This window comes from Arthrobacter sp. 147(2020) (genome assembly GCF_013116715.1).
Lineage (GTDB): Bacteria > Actinomycetota > Actinomycetes > Actinomycetales > Micrococcaceae > Arthrobacter_D.
The window spans coordinates 131,980-153,023 of record NZ_JABFOM010000004.1 but is presented as its reverse complement, the minus strand read 5'-3'; the positions used below and the strand labels follow the sequence as shown (position 1 = coordinate 153,023).

Here is a 21,044-nt window from a genome sequence, read left to right as displayed (position 1 = left end):
CATGACCGAGAACACCACAGCCGGGAACCCCGGGTCAGGGATCCCCGCCGAGGAAATCCCCTGGGAGATGCTGACCGCTGCAGCGACGGAGGCCATGCGCCGGGCCTACGTGCCGTATTCGAAGTTCCCCGTCGGTGCCGCAGCGCTGACCGACGACGGACGCATGGTTTCCGGGTGCAACGTGGAGAACGCCTCCTACGGGCTGACCCTGTGCGCTGAATGCTCGCTGGTGAGCCAGCTCCAGATGACCGGTGGCGGAAAGCTCGTCGCGTTCAGCTGCGTCGACGGCAATGGCAACACCCTGATGCCGTGTGGCCGGTGCCGCCAGCTGCTCTACGAGTTCCGTGCCCCCGGCATGCAGCTCCTGACGGTCAGCGGCATCAAGACCATGGACGAGGTCCTGCCCGACGCGTTCGGCCCCGAGCACCTCTCCTGAACAGGGCCGGCCCTTGGCCTGCCCTCAGCTGGAACTGACACAGCAACTGGAACTTACACAGCACCGAAACTTACACAGCACCCGATACTTACACAGCGGTCACGTGCCGCGTTTCCGAAGCACCACCAGAAGTAAAGGACACCCGCACCCATGTCTGAGCAGTTCGACGCCGTCGACATCATCCGCATCAAAAGGGACAAAGGCACCCTCAGCCCGGAGCAAATCGACTGGACCATCGACGCCTACACCCGCGGCGCCATCGCCGACGAGCAGATGGCGGCCCTCAATATGGCCATCCTCCTGAACGGGATGGACCGCACCGAGATCAGTCGCTGGACGACGGCGATGATCGCCTCGGGCGAGCGGATGGATTTCTCCTCGCTGGGCAAAGCCACCAGTGACAAGCACTCGACCGGGGGAGTAGGCGACAAGATCACGCTGCCCCTGGCACCCCTGGTGGCGGTCTTCGGCGTGGCTGTCCCGCAGCTCTCCGGCCGGGGGCTGGGCCACACCGGTGGCACCCTGGACAAGCTGGAATCCATCCCCGGCTGGCGCGCGGACCTGAGCAACGACGAGATGATGCGCCAGCTGGCCAACGTCGGCGCCGTCATCTGCGCAGCCGGCGCGGGACTGGCCCCCGCCGACAAGAAGCTCTACGCGCTCCGGGACGTGACCGGGACCGTCGAGGCCATTCCGCTGATCGCCTCCTCCATCATGAGCAAGAAAATCGCCGAGGGCACCGGTTCGCTGGTGCTCGACGTGAAGGTGGGCAGCGGAGCGTTCATGAAGAACCTCGATCAGGCCCGGGAGCTGGCCCGCACCATGGTGGCGCTGGGCCAGGACGCCGGCGTCAACACCGTCGCACTGCTCACCAACATGGCAACCCCACTGGGCCTCACCGCCGGCAACGCCATCGAGGTCCAGGAGTCGGTCGAGGTACTCGCCGGCGGCGGACCCGAGGACGTAGTGGAACTGACCGTCCGGTTGGCCGAGGAGATGCTCGCCTGCGCTGGTGTGCGCGATGCGGATCCGGCCGCGGCGCTGAAGGACGGCCGTGCTATGGATGTCTGGAACTCAATGATCGAAGCCCAGGGCGGCGATCCCCGCGCAGAACTTCCGGTCGCGCGGGAATCCGAGACCATCTACGCCCCCGCCGATGGTGTACTCGTGGAACTTGACGCCATGGCGGTCGGCGTCGCCGCCTGGCGCCTCGGCGCCGGGCGGGCCCGCAAGGAAGACGTGGTGCAGGCGGGAGCGGGAGTCCGGATGCACGCCAAGCCAGGCGCCCTGGTCCGCGCCGGCGAGCCACTGATGACGCTGCTGACCGACACCCCCGAGAAGTTCGACCGGGCGCGGGAGGCGCTCGAGGGCGCCGTCGTCATCGCCCCCGAAGGGTCGCGCCCCGACGCGCAGCTTATCCTGGACCGCATCGCCTAGGCTCCGTATCTGGCGCCCTCGGCCTCCTCCCATCCACCCACGGGAGGAGGTCGAAGGGTCGAAGATCAGTCGAACGGTCGACGCGGCAGCCGGTATCGGCACATTACCGTTGAACCATCCACCGCACCCCGCTACTACACCCCGTTACTACACCCCGCTGCTACACCCCGGCGCCACGCCTCAGCATTGATCACGCGTGAGCCGGGACCGGGGTCGAGTCAGGGGTCCGGTCAGGGCATCCACCCATGGTGGCGCCAGGTGTCGGATGGCATCGTGGTGAGTGTCGGTGAGTCAACGAGTGTCAGGAAGGCGGTGGGTCGGGGTGGAAGCGCTTGTCCAGGTCATGAATGCGGCCAGCACCTTCATCCTCAGCACCGCCGAACAGCCCTGGGTCTACCTGCTGGTCTTCATCTGCTGCACCGTCGACGGGTTCTTTCCCCCGTTTCCCAGCGAGTCGGTGGTGGTGGGCCTGGCCTCGCTGGTCCTGACCCAGGGCGTCCCCAACCCCTGGCTGCTGATCATTGCGGCGGGTCTCGGAGCGTTCATTGGGGACAACATTGCGTATGTGATGGGGCGGGCGATCGGCACCAAACGGTTCCGCTGGATGCGCACCGCCCGCATGCAGCGGTCCTTCGGCTGGGCCGGTCACGAACTGCAGAAACGGGCAGCGTCGCTGATCATGGTGGCACGGTTCATTCCGATCGGACGCGTCGCTGTCAACCTCACCGCTGGGGCCACCGGATACTTACGGCGGAGCTTCGTTGCCCTGACCGGGCTCTCGGCTGTTGTCTGGTCCAGCTACTCGGTGGGAATCGGCGTGGTCGCGGGCTCATGGTTCGAGCACAACCACCTGCTGGGTGTGATGGTGGCCATCGGGATTGCTGTCATCCTCGGAATCATCCTCGACCGCATCATCGCTGCGGTCCGCGGCTCCACCCCGCTGCGCCCCGAACCGACGAAAGTCCACTCGGACAGCCAGTAGCAATCGCCGAAGTGCATCGCACTGTGCCACCCGGCGGTGGCCGGAGGGCGCTAGGTGCGCACACCGCACCTCGCGTAAGGTGAGTGGGGTGACTGAGCCAATCATCTCCCCAGCGACCGACCTTTCCTTCGACCTGCGGAGCCTTCCCAAAGTTTCCCTGCACGACCACCTCGACGGGGGCCTGCGCCCGTCCACCATCATCGAGCTCGCCGAAGCCGTGGGGCACCAGCTGCCCTCCACCGATCCGGTGGCGCTGGGCGAATGGTTCCGCGAATCAGCTGACTCCGGTTCACTGGTCCGCTACCTGGAAACCTTCGACCACACCATCGCGGTCATGCAGACCCGCGAGGGTCTGATCCGGGTGGCCCGCGAGTTCGTCGAGGACCTGGCCGACGACGGCGTCGTCTACGGCGAGGTCCGCTGGGCCCCGGAGCAGCACACCGCCAAGGGCCTGAGCCTCGACGAAGCAGTCGAAGCTGTCCAGCAGGGCCTCGACGAGGCGGTGGATTCAATAGTTGCCAGCGGACGGGCCATCCAGGTCGGTCAGCTGATCACTGCGATGCGCCACGCCGACCGGGGCCAGGAGATCGCCGAACTGGCTATCCGGCACCGCGACAAGGGCGCCGTCGGCTTCGACATCGCCGGTGCCGAGGATGGTTTCCTGCCCTCCCGGTTCAAGGACGCCTTTACTTACCTGGCCGAGCACCAGTTCCCCGCCACCGTTCACGCTGGCGAGGCCGCTGGTTTGGACAGCATTGTCGATGCACTGGTGCATGGCCACGCACTGCGCCTGGGCCACGGTGTCCGGATCGCCGAAGACATCGAGATCGACTACGACGCCGACAGCGAAGAGCCGGAGCTGGGCGTCGTCACCCTCGGACAGGTGGCCTCCTGGGTCCGTGACCGCGGCATCGTCCTCGAGGTGTGCCCGTCCTCGAACCTCCAGACCGGCGCCGTCGCCGCGTTCGGCGGCGACATCGCCAGCCACCCCATCGACCTGCTGTTCCAGCTCGGATTCAAGGTCACCGTGAACACCGACAACCGCCTGATGAGCGGCGTCACCCTCACCGACGAGTTCGAGCTCCTCAGCGAGACGTTCGACTACGACCTCGACGACCTGCTGGAGCTCACTCTCAACGCCGTCGACGCAGCGTTCCTGCCCCTTGAGGACCGGGAGGCACTGGCAGCCTACGTCACCGAAGGCTACATCCACGCCGATGGCTGAGCCGGAGTCCCGCCGCGCCCCAGCCGGATCCCAGCACCCGCTGGACCGGCTGGTGGCTGTGGTGGCCCAGCTCCGGGAACACTGCCCCTGGATGGCGCAGCTCACCCACTCCTCACTGGTCGAGTACCTGGTGGAGGAATGCTACGAGCTTGTTGACGTCCTCAATGAGCTCCCGGGCGCTCCCGCGGCTGACACTCCTGCGGCTGAAACTGGGGCAGGGGACACGATCACTGAACTGCGCGGTGAGCTCGGCGATGTCCTGATGCAGGTGGTCCTACATGCGCAGCTGCAACGCGAACAGGGGCATTTCGGGCTGGACGACGTCGTCATCTCCCTGACCGAGAAAATGATCCGCCGCAATCCGCACGTCTTCGCTGCCGACGGATCCTTGCGGGACAGCTTCGACGCCACCACCGACTCGATCGTGGAGACCTGGCACCGGGTCAAACGGGCCGAGGAACCGCTTCGTGAAGATCCCTTCCATGGAATCCCGCGGCAACTGCCTGCCCTGGCGCTCGCGGCGAAGACCCTCCGCCGGGCTCCGGGGAGTCTGCCCCAACCCGCCACACCCTTGCCGGGCCCCGCACCGCAAACCGAAGCCGAACTGGGAGATCTGCTGCTGACCCTGGTGCAGCAGTCCACCGCTGCGGGACTGGATCCTGAGCTCGCGCTGCGGTCAGCTGTGCTGCGGCTGCAGGCACGGTCACGGAGTCTGCAGGGCGAGGACATGATCGGCGCTTCCGCCGACGTTTCCACTAGGCTGGAACCGACCCCGTCACTGACCCCACCCCCCGGACAGATCAACCCCTGACCGGCCGACTGCAATTTTTCCCTAGGACCAAAGGAGCATTCCCATGGCCATCATCGATGCCATCCACGCACGTGAAATCCTTGATTCCCGCGGCAACCCCACCATTGAGGTGGAGGTCCTGCTCGACGACGACACCTTCGGTCGGGCAGCCGTACCCTCCGGCGCGTCCACCGGTGCCTTCGAAGCGAACGAACGCCGCGACGGCGAGAAGAACCGCTACCTCGGGAAGGGTGTCCTGCAGGCCGTCGAAGCGGTAATCGAGCAGATCCAGCCTGCACTCCTCGGCTTCGACGCCACCGACCAGCGGGCCATCGACCAGGCCATGATCGACCTCGACGGCACCGAGAACAAGTCCAGCCTTGGCGCCAACGCCATGCTCGGCGTCTCGCTCGCCGTCGCCCGGGCCGCCTCCGAATCCTCGGCGCTGCCCCTTTACCGCTACCTCGGTGGCCCCAACGCGCACGTGCTTCCCGTGCCGCTGATGAACATTCTCAACGGTGGCTCCCACGCCGACTCCGACGTCGACATCCAGGAGTTCATGATCGTGCCCCTCGGCGCCGAGTCCTTCTCCGAGGGTCTGCGCTGGGGCGTCGAGGTCTACCACGAGCTGAAGTCGGTGCTCAAGGAAAAGGGCCTGGCCACCGGGCTCGGCGACGAGGGCGGCTTCGCTCCTAACCTGCCGTCCAACCGCGACGCACTGGACCTGATCACCACCGCCATCCAGCGGGCCGGCTACACCCCCGGCAAGGATATTGCGCTGGCGCTCGACGTCGCCGCGTCGGAGTTCTACACCGACGGTGCCTACCACTTCGAGGGGAAGACCCTGTCCTCCACGGAGATGAACGCCTACTACGGTGAACTGGTCCGGGACTACCCGCTGGTGTCCATCGAGGATCCCCTGGACGAGGAGGACTGGGACGGCTGGAAGGCCCTCACCGAGCAGGTGGGCTCCAAGGTCCAGCTCGTCGGCGACGACCTCTTCGTCACCAACCCGGTCCGCCTGGCCCGCGGCATCGAAGCCGATACGGCTAATTCGCTGCTGGTCAAGGTGAACCAGATCGGCACGCTCACCGAGACCCTCGATGCGATCTCCCTGGCGCAGCGCTCCGGCTACACCACCATCACCTCGCACCGCTCCGGCGAGACCGAGGACACCACGATCGCTGACATTTGTGTCGCCACCAACGCCGGCCAGATCAAGACCGGTGCACCCGCGCGGTCCGAACGGGTGGCCAAGTACAATCAGCTCCTGCGGATCGAAGAGGAGCTCGACGACGCCGCACGTTACGCAGGGCGGGCCGCCTTCCCGCGTTTCACGGCCTAGTTCACAGCCCCGGCGGCTACCCTCATTAGAGAGGGTTGCCCACGGGCTGCCCGTGACGTGTATTGAGGACCCAGAGGAGTATTGATGTCTACCCGCCGCCCCAAGGTGCCGCGCAGTGCAGGTCCTCAGGCGCCAGCGACACCAGCTCCGGAAAGCCACGAGGGTGGGCCGCGCGCCCGTCCAGGCGTGCGATCCGGCTCGGCGGCGGCCTCCTCCGGGTCGATGCGACCAGCCCCGCGCCCAGCGGGTCCAGCCGGTAAATCGGCGGGACCCGCAGGGCGCGGACCGGTACCCCACGCGGGAGCCGGCGGCGCCGCTGGGCCCCGCTCCGCCGAGTCACGCACTCCTAAACCTGGCTCCGCGGCATCACGCACCGCTAACTCAAGCTCCGCTAAATCAGACACCGCTAAACCAGGGTTCGCTCAACAAGACACCGCCGAATCCGCTCCGCTGAGTCCCTCCGAGGCGAGGGCGCAGCAGCGGTTGCAGCTCGCCGGTGCCATCCGGCGGGCGCGGCAGCCCTTCCGGCGTGACGCGCCAGCGATCGTGCCGGCCGAAGACGCCAAACCCATCCCCGCGAAATCCTTCTCCGGCAGGCTCCTCGCCCTGGCGGTAGTCCTGGTCACCATCACCGTGCTGCTTGCACCCTCGGTGCGGACCTACCTCCTCCAGCAGGGTGAGCTCAATACGCTGCGCGACGAGATCGCAGCGCTTGAACAATCCCAGCTCGAGTCCGAACGGCAGCTCGCCCGCTGGGAAGACCCCGCCTACATCAAGGCCCAGGCCCGCGAACGGATCTTCCTGGTGATGCCCGGCGAGACCCGCTACGTCGTGGTGGGGGACAGCATCCTCGGCGAGGAAGCCGTCGGCTCCTCGGGCGAGGCCCCGCAGGACCTGCCCTGGGTCGACGCCCTCTGGGACTCAATTGAGCGGTCGGCAACCGACTCCTAGCCCCGGCAATTCCGCCGCCGAGTCCCCACTTCACCGCACGTTTACTGCTTCCACGCACGAAAGGTAGGCCGTCATGGATTCCGCACCCAGCACTGAACTGACCAGCTCAGACCTCGACACTCTCAGCCGTCAGCTGGGCCGTCCGGTGCGGGACGTCGTCGAGATCGGGGCACGCTGCGTCTGCGGAAACCCGCTCGTCGCGACCACCGCCCCACGGCTCTCCAACGGCATTCCTTTCCCCACCACCTACTACCTCACCCACCCGGTGATCACCGCTGCGGTTTCGCGCCTTGAAGCGTCGGGTCTGATGGCTGAGATGACCGAGCGGTTGGAGCAGGACCCGGTCCTGGCGGCGCAGTACGCGCAGGCCCACGAACACTACCTGAGCGTCAGGAACGCCATCGGGGAGCGGTCCGGGACGGGACCTGTACCCGAAATCGACGGGGTCTCAGCCGGCGGAATGCCCACCCGGGTGAAATGCCTTCACGTCCTGGTCGGCCACTCGCTGGCTGCCGGTCCCGGGGTCAATCCGCTCGGTGACGAGGCGCTCGACGGGATCGCCCAGTGGTGGACCCGCGACCGGTGCTACTGCGCCGGCGCCTGGGACACGGCAGGGACGGCCCCCGACCGCGAACTCAGCCGGCACACCCGCACCCAGGGGCTCACCCCCGAGGAGCTGGAGATCAAGCGGGCGAACCGCCGGTCAGCTGCCGACGCTGCAACGGAAACCACCGCCATAATGCGGACAGCCGCCATCGACTGCGGAACCAATTCGATCCGCCTCCTGATCGCCGACGTGGCCGACGACGACCGGACCCTCACCGACGTCGTTCGTGTCATGCGGGTGGTCCGGCTGGGCGAAGGCGTCGACACCACCGGCAGGCTCTCCGACGCCGCGCTGGAGCGGACCTTCACCGCCGCCCGTGAGTACGCGGGACTCATCGACTTACACGGCGCTGACCGGATTCGTTTCGTGGCGACCTCGGCAACCCGGGACGCAGCGAACCGGGACGAGTTTGCCGCGGGGATCCATGACCTGCTGGGAGTACACCCCGAGGTGGTGAGCGGGGAAGAGGAGGCAGCGCTGTCCTTCGACGGTGCGCTGAGCGTTCTTCCCGCTGAGGCCTCGGCCGGTGAGGATTCCCTGGTGCTCGTCGTCGACCTCGGCGGGGGCAGCACCGAGTTCGTTGCCGGCACTGCCGCCGGAGTCACAGCGTCCATCAGCATGGACATGGGGTGCGTCCGGTTCACTGAGCGTTACCTTGCCTCGGATCCGCCGACGACCGCTGAAATCACCACCATGGAGAACGAGGTACAGCGGCTCATCGCTGATGCAGCGCTCCGGGTACCGTTCGATCGGGTCACCCGTCTGATCGGTGTGGCGGGGAGCATCACCACGGTCACCGCGCACGCCCTGCGCCTGCCCGAGTACTCTCCGGCCGAGATCCACGGCGCCGAACTGGACCAGGCCCTCGTGGCGCGGGCTGCCACCGAGCTGCTGGAGATGACCCGCGACCAACGAGCCGCGCTGCCCTACATGCACCCGGGCAGGGTGGACGTGATCGGTGCCGGAGCGTTGATCTGGCGGACCATCACCGCGCACCTGGGTGTTGCCACCGGAGGCAGGGTGGTGACGTCCATCGCCAGCGAACACGACATCCTTGACGGAATAGCCCTCAGCCAGAGTTCAGGAAACTAACTTGGTGACTCCCTCTCGCGGTCCACTGAGTGTCCGGCTGCGGTCAACGGCCTGCCTGCTCGGGGCGGTACTGGCAGCCGCGCTGCTGCCTGCGTTCCCTGCTCACGCCGATGAACTGCGGGAGCGCGAGTACTGGCTGGAGGATTACGGCATCACCGAGGCGTGGGAGACCACCCAGGGGGAGGGGGTCCGCGTTGCGGTGATCGACAGCGGCGTCGACGGATCGCACCCCGACCTCGACGGCGTTGTGGTGGGCGGAACCGATGTTTCGGGTGCTGGACAGTTGGATGGCCAGCTGGGTATTGGCGAGGTGTCGGAGCACGGCACCCTGGTCGCCAGTCTGCTGGCCGGGCGCGGGCACCTGCCCGACCCCCCTCCCAGCCCGTCGCCATCCGCCGACGACGACGAATCCTCGGGCGACCAGTCGCCGTCACCCGAACCGGTGGAGACCACCGGGCCAGACACCTATGGGCGCGGCTCCGACGGGATTGTCGGCGTGGCGCCGCAGGCGGACCTGCTAGCCGTCTCGGTCTGGATCGAGGGTCCGACCAAGGGCCCCAACCCCGCTGGAATCAGTATTGACCAACAGATTCCCGACGCCGTCCGGTGGGCAGTGGACAACGGCGCCCAGGTGATCAACATGTCTCTGGGAAGCACCTCGCCCACCTGGCCGGAAAGCTGGGACGACGCCTTCCTCTATGCCGAGGAAAACGATGTGGTGATCGTTGCTGCCGCCGGAAACCGCGCTGGCGGCTCAATGCAGGTCGGCGCCCCGGCGACCATGCCGGGGGTCCTCGCGGTCGCCGGTCTGGACCGCGACGGCGAAGCGAGCCGCGAATCGTCCTCCGAAGGCATCAGCATCGGCGTCGCCGCTCCCGCCGAGAACCTCGTGGGTGCCCTGCCCGGAGGGGTCTACGCGGACTGGTCCGGCAGCTCGGGGGCGGCGCCTCTCGTTGCAGGCACTGCCGCACTGATCCGGTCCCAATACCCTGACCTCTCTGCCGCCCAGGTGGTCAACAGGATTCTCCTGACGGCACGGGACGCTGGCGACGACGGCGGGGAGCGCGACACCATCTACGGCTACGGGATCCTCGACGTCGCCGCGGCAGTGAACGCCGACATCGCGGTGCCCGAGGAGAACCTTCTCGGGAGTATGGCCGAGTTCATCCAGATCTACCGCAGGGGAGAACCCGCGCCACCTCCCGAACCGGCGGAGCCCACCACCGAACCCACGCCCGTCGACATCCCCGAACCCGCGGTGCCAGTCGCCGAAGAGGTGACTGGGACCTCGGGCGGTCTGCCCGCAGCAATCGTGCTCGGTTTCGGCTCCCTGATCCTCGTCGTCCTGACTGGAGGCACCGTCGCCGTCCTGCGGGCTCGGCGTGCTGCCCTGGACAGCGCGAATGGGGAGTCCGAGGCTAAGTCCCAGGGGATCGCCAGCGACGACTGACCCTGATTGTGCCTTTCTGGGGCGAGGAATCTAGTCCGACCATTAGTTAGTGAAGATTTTCACAAAGTCCGGTACCATCGAAGCATGGCACTGAATCAACAGTTCTCCGATCGTCCGCGCATTCTTGTAGTCGGTGGCGGCTACGTAGGTCTCTACGTCGCCCACAAGCTACAGAAGAAGGTCAAATCCCACGGTGGCATCGTCACCCTGGTGGACCCGCTGCCCTACATGACCTACCAGCCGTTCCTCCCCGAGGTGGCTGGCGGCAACATTGAGGCCCGCCACGCGGTGGTGTCCCACCGCACGCACCTGAAGCAGACCGAGCTGATTACCGGCAAGGTCACCGGCATCGACCACTCGCGCCGCACGGCGATTATTGCGCCTGCCGATGGGGGTGAGCCTTTCGAGCTCACCTACCGCGACGTCGTCATGGCCGCCGGCTCCATCACCAGGACCTTCCCGATCGACGGTCTGAAGGACCAGGGCATCGGCCTGAAGACCATTGAGGAAGCGGTAGCCCTGCGCAACCAGGTCCTCGAGCGGATCGAAACCGGTTCGCTGATGGACGCAGGTCCCGAGCGTGACCGCGCGTTGACGTTCGTCGTCGTCGGCGGTGGGTTCGCGGGAATCGAAACCATCACCGAGATCGAGGACATGGCCCGGGCGGCCGTGAAGAAGAACGACCGCCTGGAGCACGCCGACCTGCGGTTCGTCATGGTGGAAGCCATGGGCAGGATCATGCCCGAGGTCACCGAACCTCAGGCTGTCTGGGTGGTCGCGCACCTGCGGTCCCGCGGGATCCAGGTCAAGCTGAACACCTCGCTGGCCAGCGCCGTCGACGGGCGCCTGAAGCTGATCAACATGCCTGACAAGACCCCAGCGGACGAGTTTGAGACCGACACCCTAATCTGGACGGCTGGCGTACAGGCCAACCCGATGGTCAGGTCCTCCGACTTCCCAATCGACGAGCGTGGCCGCCTGCGTGCCAACGCTGAACTCCGGATCACCGGCGACGATGGGCCCATCGACGGCGCCTGGACCGCTGGAGACGTCGCAGCAGTACCTGACCTCACCGGTGGAGGCGTTGGCGGGTTCTGCGTTCCCAACGCACAGCACGCAGTCCGGCAGGCCAAGTTGCTCGCGAAGAACATCTACGCGCAGAACAACGGCGTCGGCCGGGTCAAGGAATACAAGCACAAGAACCTCGGTGCAGTGGCCGGATTCGGCCAGTACAAGGGTGTCGCCAACATTATGGGCTTCGGGATGCGCGGACTCCCGGCCTGGTTGGCACACCGTGGCTACCACGGCATGGCGATGCCGATGTTCGAGCGGAAGTTCAGGGTGGTTTCGAACTGGATCCTGAGCTTCCTCTTCGGGCGCGACACGACCCAGCTGATGGACCTGCAGACGCCCAAGCGGCAGTTCCGTGAAGCGGCCACCCCGCCGCCGAAGAAGGCTGAAGCACCAGCCAGTGCTGGTGCAGCGAAAGCCGACTCCTACGGCGCACCAGCGAAAAGCTAGCCACCCTCAGTGGCGTTGACGGCGGTACGTGTCCTTCGGGGCAGGTGCCGCCGTTGTCGTTGGGCCCGCCGGTGTTGTGGACCCAGCCGATTCCGCTGAGCAACCACTCCTTCGCCGCAGTGCGCTGCGCGAGGGAGGTGCGGACTCGAACTGACGGTCAGCAGCCCGACCCGCTAGCGTTGGTTGTGTGAGCCTCACCATCCGTTCGGAGACCCCGGCCGACCGTCAACAGATTTTCGGCCTGCTGGCCAATGCGTTCCGGGTTCCGTCGGACCCGTCCGCCGAGCCGGTTGAAGTGGGTCTTACCCGTGAGTTGCTGGCCGGTGCAGACTATGTACCGGATCTTTCGGTGGTTGCCACGGTGGACGACGTGGTGGTCGGCTACGTCATCACGACGAGGGCACGGATCGGGACGGTACCCTCCCTGGGGTTGGGACCCATCGGGGTGCTGCCCGCATCCCAGGGACACGGAGTGGGATCGGCGCTGATGGTCGAGTCACTCCGTCGGGCGGAGGCGCTCGGAGAGAAATCGGTCGCGTTGCTCGGCGATCCGGGGTTCTATCACCGGTTTGGGTTCCAGCCTGCCACGGGGCTCGGGGTTGCGGCCCCCGACCCGGCCTGGGGCGACTACTTCATGGTTCGGGCAATCGGTGGCGTCACGATTCCTGTCGGCGAGTTTGTCTACGCCGATCCGTTCTCACGGCTGTGAGCACGCGGTGGCTCCCCCGGGGTACTGGAGGATCACGTATTCTGGAAGGGACGATCAACCCGTTACCGCCCCAGTAGCCCAATGGCAGAGGCACCAGACTTAAAATCTGTTCAGTGTCAGTTCGAGTCTGACCTGGGGCACCACTGACCCTCCCGAAGCTGTTGATTCGGCAGGGGTTCGATCCTTGTGTGGCGAGCGTTACAAGGATGTGACCGGAATTGCTTAGTTTCGACACCTTTTTGCATTAGCTTTTCTACATACCAGGAACACCTGGTGATCGCATCAAAGGCGCACAAAGCCTTTCGGTCGAGGAGAAAAAATACATGACTGCAACACGCAACTCCGTGCGGTTTGGCATTGGAGACAATGCACCGCGCGTAGCGAAGGTCGCTGCCCTGGGGCTGGGCATCGCGCTCTTCGCATCTGCCTGCGGCGGATCGACTCCTGAAGGAGACGGCGGAGAAACCTCAGCCGCACCCGCCGCCACCGGGCTGAGCTGCCCGGAGAGCCAGGGCGGGGAAGCCCCCGAGGCCAACCCGAAGGGTGACCCCGCAGCTGTCCCCGAGGCAACCACCACTTCTGATACCCCACTGACTCTGGGCACGCTTCTGCCAACCACCGGTGCACTCGCGTTCCTCGGCCCACCCGAGATCGCCGGCACAAACCTGGCAGTCCAGGAAATCAACGAGGCAGGCGGTGTACTCGGCCAGGACGTCGAAATCATCCACCGTGACTCGGGCGATACCACCACCGACATCGCCACCCAGTCAGTCACTGACCTGCTGTCCCAGGACGTCAGCGCCATCATCGGTGCCGCATCTTCGGGTGTTTCCCGCACTGTGATCAACCAGATCACCGGTGCCGGAGTCATCCAGATCTCGCCGGCCAACACGGCTCCCGACTTCACCGACTGGGATGACAACGGCCTGTACTGGCGCACCGCACCTTCCGACGTGCTGCAGGGCCGCGTGCTCGGCAACTACATCATGGAGTGTGGCGCCCAGACCGTCGGTATGGTCACCCTGAACGATGCCTACGGCACCGGACTCCAGGGCTTCATCAGCGAGGCCGTTGAGGGCGCAGGTGGCCAGGTCGTCGCGAACGAGATGTTCAACGAGGGTGACTCACAGTTCAGCAGCCAGGTCGACGCAGTCGTCGCTGCAGAGCCTGACGCCATCGTCGTCATCAGCTTCGACCAGGCAACCAGCATTGTGCCGCTTCTGACCGCTCAGGGTGTTGACCCAAGCACCCTCTTCCTCGTCGACGGCAACACTGCCGACTACAGCGCTGATCTGGATCCAGGAACCATGGAGGGTGCACAGGGCACCATTCCTGGCCCCTTCACCGGTGACGCGTTCCAGGAAGCGCTGCTCGAGATCGATCCAGCTCTCACCAGCTGGAGCTACGCAGGTGAAAGCTACGACGCAGCGAATGTTGTTGCGTTGGCAGCTGAGGCTGCAGGATCCACCGATGGCGAGGCCATCGCTGCCGAACTGCAGGGCGTTACCGGCGAAGGCGAGAAGTGCTACGACTTCGCCGCCTGCGTCACCCTGCTGCGCGACGGCGAAGACATCGACTACGACGGTATCTCCGGTCCGATCACGTTCGACGAGAACGGTGATCCTACCGAAGCGTTCATCGGTATCTACGCGTTCGACGGCGACAACATCCCACAGCCGAGCCGCTCCGAAACCGGACAGCTCTAGAGGGACGGGTCAGCTCGTGCTGAACTCCAGCCCGGCTGACAACTAGCTCGACACTCGCACCACAAACGGTCGTTGCTACCCCTGGTCCAGGGGTAGCAACGACCGTTTTGCTATGCCTGGAGGGCCCTGGCGTGCTATCTCGGGGCGGACTTGAGGACTGGGGCTTCTTACTGGGCTTCTGGAGTGGCTACAGGCCCCTTGAGGAGGCCTGGGGATATCAAAGGTTACCTTGCCCTGTTGGGCGGCTTGCCGGGCGCAGGGGCTGTCTGAAAGCTCCGCTACGTGGCGCCCAGGTGCGTGGATGGGGAGTTGTTGCGGAATAGGACGCGGTTGTTTGGTCACAGGCACTCTGGTCACAGGCACTCTGGTCACGGGCACCGCCTCGATCCACGACTTCCCGGAGCCGGACCGACGAGGAAGAATGCGCGGCGCGGATGGGGTCGGTCTCTGCCTAAAGCAGGGTCTCTGGCTAGAAAGGTGGTGGTTCTTCTGGGAGTGGCGCTGGTGGTGGGTCTGGTCGGGTGACATAAGTGTGACCGGCGGGTGAGGTGGCGATGATCATGCCAGGTTCGGGTTGTCGGTAGTGCCAGAAGCCTTCGGATTTCAGCTTGTGATGCCGTTTGCACAGTGCGGCGAGGTTGCCGTAGCTGGTTTTGCCGCCGTGTGACCAGGGTGTGGTGTGGTCGAGTTCGCAGAATACCGCCAACCGGTTACACCCGGGATGCCTGCAGGTCCGGTCTCTCACCCTGACCGCATCCTGCAGGTCCTTCGGCACCCGATAAGTAGTGGCATCAGCACCAAGCCTCGCCCCCGTGAACGGGTGGGTAAGGATCCGGGTGAACGATGGGGCATGCCCGGCGAGTCTCCTTGCCGTCTCGGGGTCAATCGGCCCGTAGCCTTCCAGCTCCCCTGGCACATCCCCGCCCAGGAGTGTGGAGACCGGGACGGTGACGAACACCTTCGCCTGAACACCCCAAAAGGCGCTGCTGTCCTTCGGGCCAGTGGGGTTACTGTCGCCGTCAGCGATGTGGCCGGTGGCGCCCGCACTGGTGAGGACGTCGATGAGGACGTCGGTGCGTAGCTGGGTGAGCGTCCGTGACTCCTCGGCGCCCTGGAGGTGGCGGGCTGCCGTGTCGACGCGGTGGAAGATCCCGGCCACCTGCTCAGTGGGAAGGAAAGCATGAAGCCAGGCCATTCCGTCGTAGTCCGGGGCGACGTATACCCGCCGGTCCTGGATAGCCTTGCGCCGCCGCACTGTGATCGATTCAGGGTGCAGGGTTTCGCGTAACCGGACCGCCTGATAGCTGAACTTCGCGACCGTCAGCTCACAGGCCAGATCGATCAGTTGGGCCTCGAACCCGGCACACACCCCGGGCGCCGTGTCGGGGATGCTGATCGCCTCGCCGACCACGGCTACGGCATGACGCCTGGTGATCTTCCCGTCTTCAAGGGCCCGTAGGGTCGACTGGTAGTCCCGGACCAGGAACTCACTGTTCTCGATCAGTGCCCCCGCGGTCCGATCAGGCAGGCGCAGAGCCGCGCCAATCTCGGTAGCCGTCAGCGTTCGGCCGAGGTCCTGCGCTGCCTCTTCCACTCCCGGGCATTCCGTCCGGATCAAATCCCACAGATGGGTGACCGCTTTGGCTTCCTGCGCATCAACCCATGACCGCAACCCATCCAGAGCCTTCATCACCTCAAGCGTCTGCGACGCATCCGAGTCCACCAACGCGGACAAAGACACCCAACCCGTCAACACCGAGTCACCAAGAGGAGCTGATTCGCCAGAAGGGAGGGCCTTCTTGGTTGCTGTAGTGGGGCCGGTTGGAGCTGTGGTTGCGGGTGCTGCTGCGGTGGTTGGGTAGGGCTCGGCCACCGTATCTGCCATGTCGGCCACGTCGGATGCTTTGGGAGAGTCAGCCGCAGGGGATGGGCCGGGTGCAGGGGATGGGCCGGGTGCGGACCACACAGCGCGCTCACCCAGTGGTCCGGCCGGGCCGTAGTCTGCAGTCCTCGCCCCGGAGGGAGAACCGTGGGTGCGGCCGCCGTCGGGCGCTGGACCGGTGTCAGGAGCGGACGGGAATCCGGTCCTCGAAGCAGAAGAATTGCTGCTTTTCATACCCTTAGTCCATCATCGAGCACCGACATTTTTTGGGGGTAAATCGGGCATCTGGCTGAAACTTTTTCTGACAATCTTTTGGGTCCCGAAGCCTCGTGAGACACCCCTCCCACAGCAACGTGCCGGCTCCTCCAGGGAAGACCCACGAACTCCGCTGATGACACAGCAAAACTCCCCACCAGGCGTCGCGGGGAGGAATGGAGGGGAGAGCGTCGGTTGGAGGGGCTGGCTGGCGGGTGACAACGAAAATGCCCGGTCGGGATCTCCAGTGAGATCCTGACCGGGCATCAACGAAGCCCGCCGGTTACGCTGTGTCTGCCAGCGTCCCCAGGTACAGCTGGATCACCTTCGGATCCTTCATCAGCTCGCGACCGGTTCCCGTGTACGCGTCCTTACCCTGATCGAGGACATACGCCCTGTCACAGATCTGGAGGCAGCGACGTGCGTTCTGCTCGACCATGATTACCGACACCCCAGCGCGGTTGATCTCGTGCACCCGCAGGAACGTCTCGTCCTGTTTGACGGGGGACAGACCCGCAGAGGGCTCATCCAGCAGCAGCACCGCCGGATCCATCATCAGAGCGCGGCCCATCGCCACCATCTGACGCTCACCACCGGAGAGCGAACCGGCCCGCTGGGCACGCCGCTTTCCCAGCTCGGGAAACAGGTCGGCGACAAACTCGAACCGCTTCTTGAAGTCCTTGGGGCGCTGGTACATGCCCATTTCAAGGTTCTCCTCGATGGTCAGTGACGCGAACACATTGTTGTTCTGGGGCACAAAGCCCACGCCCTGGCTGACCAGCTTGTTCGCCTTGAGACCGGTGATGTCCTTGTCCCTGACCACTACCGTGCCTGAGTGGACCTTCACCAGTCCGAACATGGCCTTGAGCAGCGTCGACTTCCCAGCACCATTTGGCCCAATGATGCCGATCAGCTCGCCGGAACGCGCCTCGATGCTGCAGCCGTTGAGGATGTTGACCCCTGGCAGATATCCAGCCACCAGGTCGGTGACCTTCACTACTGATGTGCTGTTGTCCTCGCTCATGGTCGGGTCTCCTTGTCATCCGGTGCTGTGTCTGGGCTCGCAGCGTGCGCGCCGCGGATGGAAGGACCTGTTGGGTCTGTCAGTTCATCCGCAGGGCCAGCCGAGTGAGCACTGTCCGCAGGACCAGCTGCGTGGGCACCGCCCGCAGGGCTGTCCGCAGGAGCACCGTCTGCATGGACCCCACCGGGATGGGCGAGGATGCCAGCGTCGGCTGTGCCAACCACCGACTCCTCGTCCTGAGCGAGTTCCACTTCGAGCATCTCGACGCCCTTGGAATCACCCAGGTCGACGTCGTGATGGGCGCCGAGGTAGGCGTCAATCACCGCCTTGTCCTTCATCACCACTTCCGGAGGACCTTCAGCGACGATCTTGCCCTCAGCCATCACCACCACCCAGTCGGCAATGTGCCTGACCATGTGCATGTCGTGCTCGACGAACAGCACGGTCATACCTTCGGCCTTCAGGTTTTTGATGTGATCCAGCAGGGACTGGGTGAGTGCCGGGTTGACGCCAGCCATCGGCTCATCGAGCATCACCAGAACTGGCTTGACCATCAGGGCGCGGGCCATTTCGAGCAGCTTGCGCTGCCCACCGGACAACGACGCAGCGTAATCGTCCTTCTTCGCGTCGAGTTTGAACTTCGCGAGAAGGACATCCGCCTGCTCGGTGATCTCCTTCTCCCGCTTGCCCCAGAGCCCTTTGAACAGCGCCCGGGCGAGGCTCTCGCCCGGCTGGGCGGTCGCCCCGAGACGCATGTTCTCCATCACCGTCAGCTTGCCCATCACCTTGGTCAGCTGGAAGGTGCGGACCATTCCCATCCGGGCCACCTTGTAGGACGGCACGCCAGCGATGCTTTTGTCGTCGAACTTCCACTGTCCGCTGTTGGGGGTGTCGAACCCCGTCAACAGGTTGAACAGGGTGGTCTTTCCGGCACCATTCGGTCCAATGAGGGCAGTGATCTTGTTGCGGGGGACCTCGAGGTACTCGACGTCGACGGCGTTCATCCCACCGAAGTGCCGGGTCACCTTTTCCGCAACCAGGATCGGATCCCTCTTACGGCACCCCGGCCCGGTCTCGCCGGTGGTGATGTCGCGGGAATCGGTCATGTAGTCGACCGCCTGCGTCTCTCGTGGTTCGGTCATGCGAACGCCAGCTCCTTCTTGTTACCCAGGACGCCCTGGGGTCTAAACACCATGAGCAGCATCAGCGCGACGCCGACCAGGATGTACCGCAGTTGCCCTGCCTGGACGTTGGACAGGAACGTGATGGCGCCGATCTCAATGGCGCCGTACAGCAGCCCCTGGGTCAGGGACAGCACCACCCAGAAGATCATGGCGCCGATCACCGGTCCGAGAACCGTTGCCATCCCTCCCAGCAACAGACAGGTGTACAGGAAGAACGTGAGCTCGGTGGCGTAGTTGGCTGGCTGCACCGCTCCACGGGGGAGGGTGAAGATCATGCCGGCCAGGGAGCCGAGGAGACCACCGATAACGAGTGCCTGCATCTTGTAGGCGTACACGTTCTTGCCCAGGGCGCGGACAGCGTTCTCGTCCTCCCTGATTCCCTTCAGGACCCGGCCCCACGGGCTGCGCATCAGCAGCCACACGGTCAGGCAGGCCAGTGCAACGATGGTCCAGCCGACGATCCTGATCCACAGGTCCCGCTCATTCATGGAGATAGGACCCACGTTGTAGGACCCCGGCGCGAGCGGGTTCAGGGCGAAGAAGCCGTTTTCGAAGTTGGCGAGCCCGTTGGCCGAACCTGTGACGTCGGTGAGGCCGTTGGTGGTGACGATGTACCTGACGATCTCCGCCGCGGCGATCGTGACGATCGCCAGATAGTCGGCGCGCAGGCGCAGCGTGGGGATACCCAGGATGAGCGCGAACAGCACCGAAGCGGTCAGTGCGACGAGGACGGCCACCGGCAGGGGAGCGTTGAACGTGAGGGTGGAGATGGCGTACCCGTAGGCACCCACCGCCATGAAGCCGGCCTGGCCAAAGTTCAGGAGGCCGGAGTAGCCGAAGTGGACGGCCAGACCGAGTGCCGCAAGGGCGTAGGCAGCGGTGGTTGGGCTGATCATTTCGCCGAAGGCGAGTGCAAGAATATTTCCGAAATCCATGATGTGAGCCCCTAACCGACGCGCTCTTTGCGGCCGAGGATACCCTGCGGCCGGAACAGAAGAACCAGGATCATGATCAGGAGCGCTCCCACGTACTTCAGGTCCGCCTCCAGCCAGATGGTTGAGATTTCGACGAACAGTCCCACGATGATCGAGCCGATAAGGGCACCGAACACGGTGCCGAGTCCGCCGAGCACGACGCCGGCGAAGATCAGCAGCAGGATCTGCTGGCCCATGTTGAAGGAGACACCCGGGCGGTAGTACGCCCACAGGATGCCACCGAGGGCAGCGAGCGCTCCGCCGACCATCCACACGATCCGGATGACCCGGTCGACGTCGATCCCCGAGGCTGCCGCCAGCGCCGGGTTATCCGACACGGCTCGGGTGGCCTTGCCAATCCGGGTGCGCAGCAGGAGGAACCCGACCAGCAGGATGATCACCAGGGAGATCAGCAGCGAGTTCAGGTTGTTCTGCGAGATGGACACCGGACCGAAGTCCAGGCGCGCGCTCTGCGCGCCGGGCAGCTGCTGGGTGGCACCACCGAAGTTGAACTGGATGATGTACCTCAGGGCCAGCGCCAAGCCGATGCTGACAATCATCATGGGGACAAGACCAGTGCCACGCCGGCGCAGGGGCTTCCACAGACCGGCATCCTGCACCCAGCCAAGGAGCGCGCCAGCAACCACCGCCAGCGGTATGGCGACGAAGATGGGCAGCCCGATGGCTGCGAAGCCGAACGCGACGACTGCTCCAAAGGTGACCATCTCGCCGTGCGCGAAGTTGGTGAGGCCTGTGGTGCCGAAGATCAGTGACAGTCCGACGGCGCTCAGGGCGAGCAACAGGCCGAAGCTGAGACCCGCCAGGGTCCGCTCAGCGAGCGTGTCCCAGAAGCTGGTGGTGTTGGCGACGATTCCGTCGCCGAACAGGAAGAGGGTGGTGACGTTTGAGGTTCCCGCGAAGGTGACCGTCCGGGGGTTGGCCTGGCCCTCGGCGAGGGCTGTCCCCTCGGGGAGGGTGTCCACCTCGAGGGTCACCTCGTAGGCGCCCTGTTCCGGCACGCCGATCGACCAGGATCCGTTGGCTGCCGAGGTGGTTTCGCCGTCGAACCCGTTGCCCGAAACGGAGATGGTCACATCAGGGAGCGGTCCATCGGCGTTGCGGAGAACACCACTGATCCGGTCGGAAAACTCCTGGGCCACGATCTGGCCGGCGGGAAGGGACGACGATGCCACCGCGCTGGGTGCGGCGGGGGTGCCCGGGTGGTAACCCTGGGCAGCAGGGGCACTGAGTAGCAGGACGGCTATGAGCCCGGTCGCAAAAACCAGCAGCCTCCTGATCCACGCAGGCGTCGGTCGGGTTATCAAGTTATGAACCTCGCTATGGGTCTGCCCCGCCTGAGGGTTCGGCGGGGTAGGACGGCTTGCGGGCACGTGTCTTGTGACACATGTCACCGAGTGTGAGTTCATGTTACCCGCGCCATGTTTCACCTGATACCCAAACGGCTACCGGCGGG

The 21,044-nt window shown here is 65.2% G+C and carries 17 protein-coding genes, 1 tRNA gene and 1 pseudogene; 14 read left to right on the top strand and 5 right to left on the bottom strand.

Annotation, left to right across the window (positions count from 1 at the left end):
• The first annotated feature begins 1 nt into the window (after position 1).
• The 14 genes and pseudogenes from HMI58_RS05065 to HMI58_RS05005 all read left to right on the top strand — a co-directional run bounded on the left by HMI58_RS05065 (position 2) and on the right by HMI58_RS05005 (position 14,251).
• Positions 2-436, top strand: a complete 435-nt coding sequence (locus HMI58_RS05065; RefSeq protein WP_171618357.1) for a cytidine deaminase — start codon at positions 2-4, stop codon at positions 434-436.
• Between the two features lie 150 nt (positions 437-586).
• The gene (locus tag HMI58_RS05060; RefSeq protein WP_171618356.1) at positions 587-1,873 is read left to right on the top strand and encodes a thymidine phosphorylase; all 1,287 of its coding nucleotides are present in this window, start codon (positions 587-589) and stop codon (positions 1,871-1,873) included.
• A gap of 343 nt (positions 1,874-2,216) precedes the next feature.
• Entirely contained in the window at positions 2,217-2,855 is a 639-nt protein-coding gene (locus tag HMI58_RS05055; RefSeq protein ID WP_171618382.1) for a DedA family protein, read from the top strand.
• Between the two features lie 88 nt (positions 2,856-2,943).
• The gene (locus HMI58_RS05050) at positions 2,944-4,080 is read left to right on the top strand and encodes an adenosine deaminase (protein WP_171618355.1); all 1,137 of its coding nucleotides are present in this window, start codon (positions 2,944-2,946) and stop codon (positions 4,078-4,080) included.
• A complete protein-coding gene (locus HMI58_RS05045; protein ID WP_171618354.1) occupies positions 4,073-4,891 on the top strand; it encodes a MazG nucleotide pyrophosphohydrolase domain-containing protein in 819 nt (272 codons plus the stop codon). The genes HMI58_RS05050 and HMI58_RS05045 overlap by 8 nt, the downstream gene beginning before the upstream one ends.
• A 43-nt stretch (positions 4,892-4,934) precedes the next feature.
• Entirely contained in the window at positions 4,935-6,215 is a 1,281-nt protein-coding gene (eno, locus tag HMI58_RS05040; RefSeq protein ID WP_171586482.1) for a phosphopyruvate hydratase, read from the top strand.
• Between the two features lie 84 nt (positions 6,216-6,299).
• Positions 6,300-7,166 carry a septum formation initiator family protein gene (locus HMI58_RS14625; RefSeq protein WP_225667889.1) on the top strand — a complete coding sequence of 289 codons (867 nt, stop codon included), beginning with the start codon at positions 6,300-6,302 and terminating at the stop codon, positions 7,164-7,166.
• 73 nt (positions 7,167-7,239) lie between these two features.
• Positions 7,240-7,830, top strand: a pseudogene (locus HMI58_RS14620) (DUF501 domain-containing protein); the annotation flags it as partial.
• A gap of 75 nt (positions 7,831-7,905) precedes the next feature.
• Entirely contained in the window at positions 7,906-8,865 is a 960-nt protein-coding gene (locus HMI58_RS14615) for a Ppx/GppA phosphatase family protein (RefSeq protein WP_225667897.1), read from the top strand.
• Positions 8,866-8,920: 55 nt separating this feature from the next.
• A complete protein-coding gene (locus HMI58_RS05025; protein ID WP_225667898.1) occupies positions 8,921-10,315 on the top strand; it encodes a S8 family serine peptidase in 1,395 nt (464 codons plus the stop codon).
• An 84-nt stretch (positions 10,316-10,399) separates the two neighbouring features.
• Positions 10,400-11,836 (top strand): FAD-dependent oxidoreductase, encoded by a 1,437-nt coding sequence (locus HMI58_RS05020; RefSeq protein ID WP_171618352.1) that lies wholly within the window; start codon positions 10,400-10,402, stop codon positions 11,834-11,836.
• A 187-nt stretch (positions 11,837-12,023) separates the two neighbouring features.
• Positions 12,024-12,545, top strand: a complete 522-nt coding sequence (locus tag HMI58_RS05015; protein ID WP_171618351.1) for an N-acetyltransferase — start codon at positions 12,024-12,026, stop codon at positions 12,543-12,545.
• 67 nt (positions 12,546-12,612) lie between these two features.
• Positions 12,613-12,688 (top strand) — tRNA-Leu (locus HMI58_RS05010).
• Between the two features lie 180 nt (positions 12,689-12,868).
• Positions 12,869-14,251, top strand: coding sequence for an ABC transporter substrate-binding protein (locus HMI58_RS05005; RefSeq protein WP_171586477.1), 1,383 nt, complete (start codon positions 12,869-12,871; stop codon positions 14,249-14,251).
• Positions 14,252-14,720: 469 nt separating this feature from the next.
• On the opposite strand, the gene HMI58_RS05000 is transcribed toward HMI58_RS05005, so the two are convergent.
• From HMI58_RS05000 to HMI58_RS04980, 5 genes are all read right to left on the bottom strand, one after another.
• Positions 14,721-16,136, bottom strand: a complete 1,416-nt coding sequence (locus tag HMI58_RS05000; protein ID WP_225667900.1) for an HNH endonuclease signature motif containing protein — start codon at positions 16,134-16,136, stop codon at positions 14,721-14,723.
• Positions 16,137-16,671: 535 nt separating this feature from the next.
• A complete protein-coding gene (locus HMI58_RS04995; protein WP_171586476.1) occupies positions 16,672-17,412 on the bottom strand; it encodes an ABC transporter ATP-binding protein in 741 nt (246 codons plus the stop codon).
• Complete coding sequence (locus tag HMI58_RS04990) at positions 17,409-18,554, bottom strand: ABC transporter ATP-binding protein (protein WP_171618350.1); 1,146 nt, start codon at positions 18,552-18,554, stop codon at positions 17,409-17,411. The genes HMI58_RS04995 and HMI58_RS04990 overlap by 4 nt, the downstream gene beginning before the upstream one ends.
• Positions 18,551-19,531, bottom strand: a complete 981-nt coding sequence (locus HMI58_RS04985) for a branched-chain amino acid ABC transporter permease (RefSeq protein WP_171586475.1) — start codon at positions 19,529-19,531, stop codon at positions 18,551-18,553. The genes HMI58_RS04990 and HMI58_RS04985 overlap by 4 nt, the downstream gene beginning before the upstream one ends.
• Before the next feature lie 11 nt (positions 19,532-19,542).
• Positions 19,543-20,895 (bottom strand): branched-chain amino acid ABC transporter permease, encoded by a 1,353-nt coding sequence (locus HMI58_RS04980; RefSeq protein ID WP_171586474.1) that lies wholly within the window; start codon positions 20,893-20,895, stop codon positions 19,543-19,545.
• Between the last annotated feature and the right edge of the window lie 149 nt (positions 20,896-21,044).

What these genes read in the sequence shown, in the direction of transcription:
- HMI58_RS05065 (WP_171618357.1), top strand. Translation starts at nt 2, where the DNA reads ATGACCGAGAACACCACAGCCGGGAACCCCGGGTCAGGGATCCCCGCC.
- HMI58_RS05060 (WP_171618356.1), top strand. Translation starts at nt 587, where the DNA reads ATGTCTGAGCAGTTCGACGCCGTCGACATCATCCGCATCAAAAGGGAC.
- HMI58_RS05055 (WP_171618382.1), top strand. Translation starts at nt 2,217, where the DNA reads ATGAATGCGGCCAGCACCTTCATCCTCAGCACCGCCGAACAGCCCTGG.
- HMI58_RS05045 (WP_171618354.1), top strand. Translation starts at nt 4,073, where the DNA reads ATGGCTGAGCCGGAGTCCCGCCGCGCCCCAGCCGGATCCCAGCACCCG.
- eno (WP_171586482.1), top strand. Translation starts at nt 4,935, where the DNA reads ATGGCCATCATCGATGCCATCCACGCACGTGAAATCCTTGATTCCCGC.
- HMI58_RS14625 (WP_225667889.1), top strand. Translation starts at nt 6,300, where the DNA reads ATGTCTACCCGCCGCCCCAAGGTGCCGCGCAGTGCAGGTCCTCAGGCG.
- HMI58_RS14615 (WP_225667897.1), top strand. Translation starts at nt 7,906, where the DNA reads ATGCGGACAGCCGCCATCGACTGCGGAACCAATTCGATCCGCCTCCTG.
- HMI58_RS05020 (WP_171618352.1), top strand. Translation starts at nt 10,400, where the DNA reads ATGGCACTGAATCAACAGTTCTCCGATCGTCCGCGCATTCTTGTAGTC.
- HMI58_RS05005 (WP_171586477.1), top strand. Translation starts at nt 12,869, where the DNA reads ATGACTGCAACACGCAACTCCGTGCGGTTTGGCATTGGAGACAATGCA.
- HMI58_RS05000 (WP_225667900.1), bottom strand. Translation starts at nt 16,136, where the DNA reads ATGGCAGATACGGTGGCCGAGCCCTACCCAACCACCGCAGCAGCACCC.
- HMI58_RS04995 (WP_171586476.1), bottom strand. Translation starts at nt 17,412, where the DNA reads ATGAGCGAGGACAACAGCACATCAGTAGTGAAGGTCACCGACCTGGTG.
- HMI58_RS04990 (WP_171618350.1), bottom strand. Translation starts at nt 18,554, where the DNA reads ATGACCGAACCACGAGAGACGCAGGCGGTCGACTACATGACCGATTCC.
- HMI58_RS04985 (WP_171586475.1), bottom strand. Translation starts at nt 19,531, where the DNA reads ATGGATTTCGGAAATATTCTTGCACTCGCCTTCGGCGAAATGATCAGC.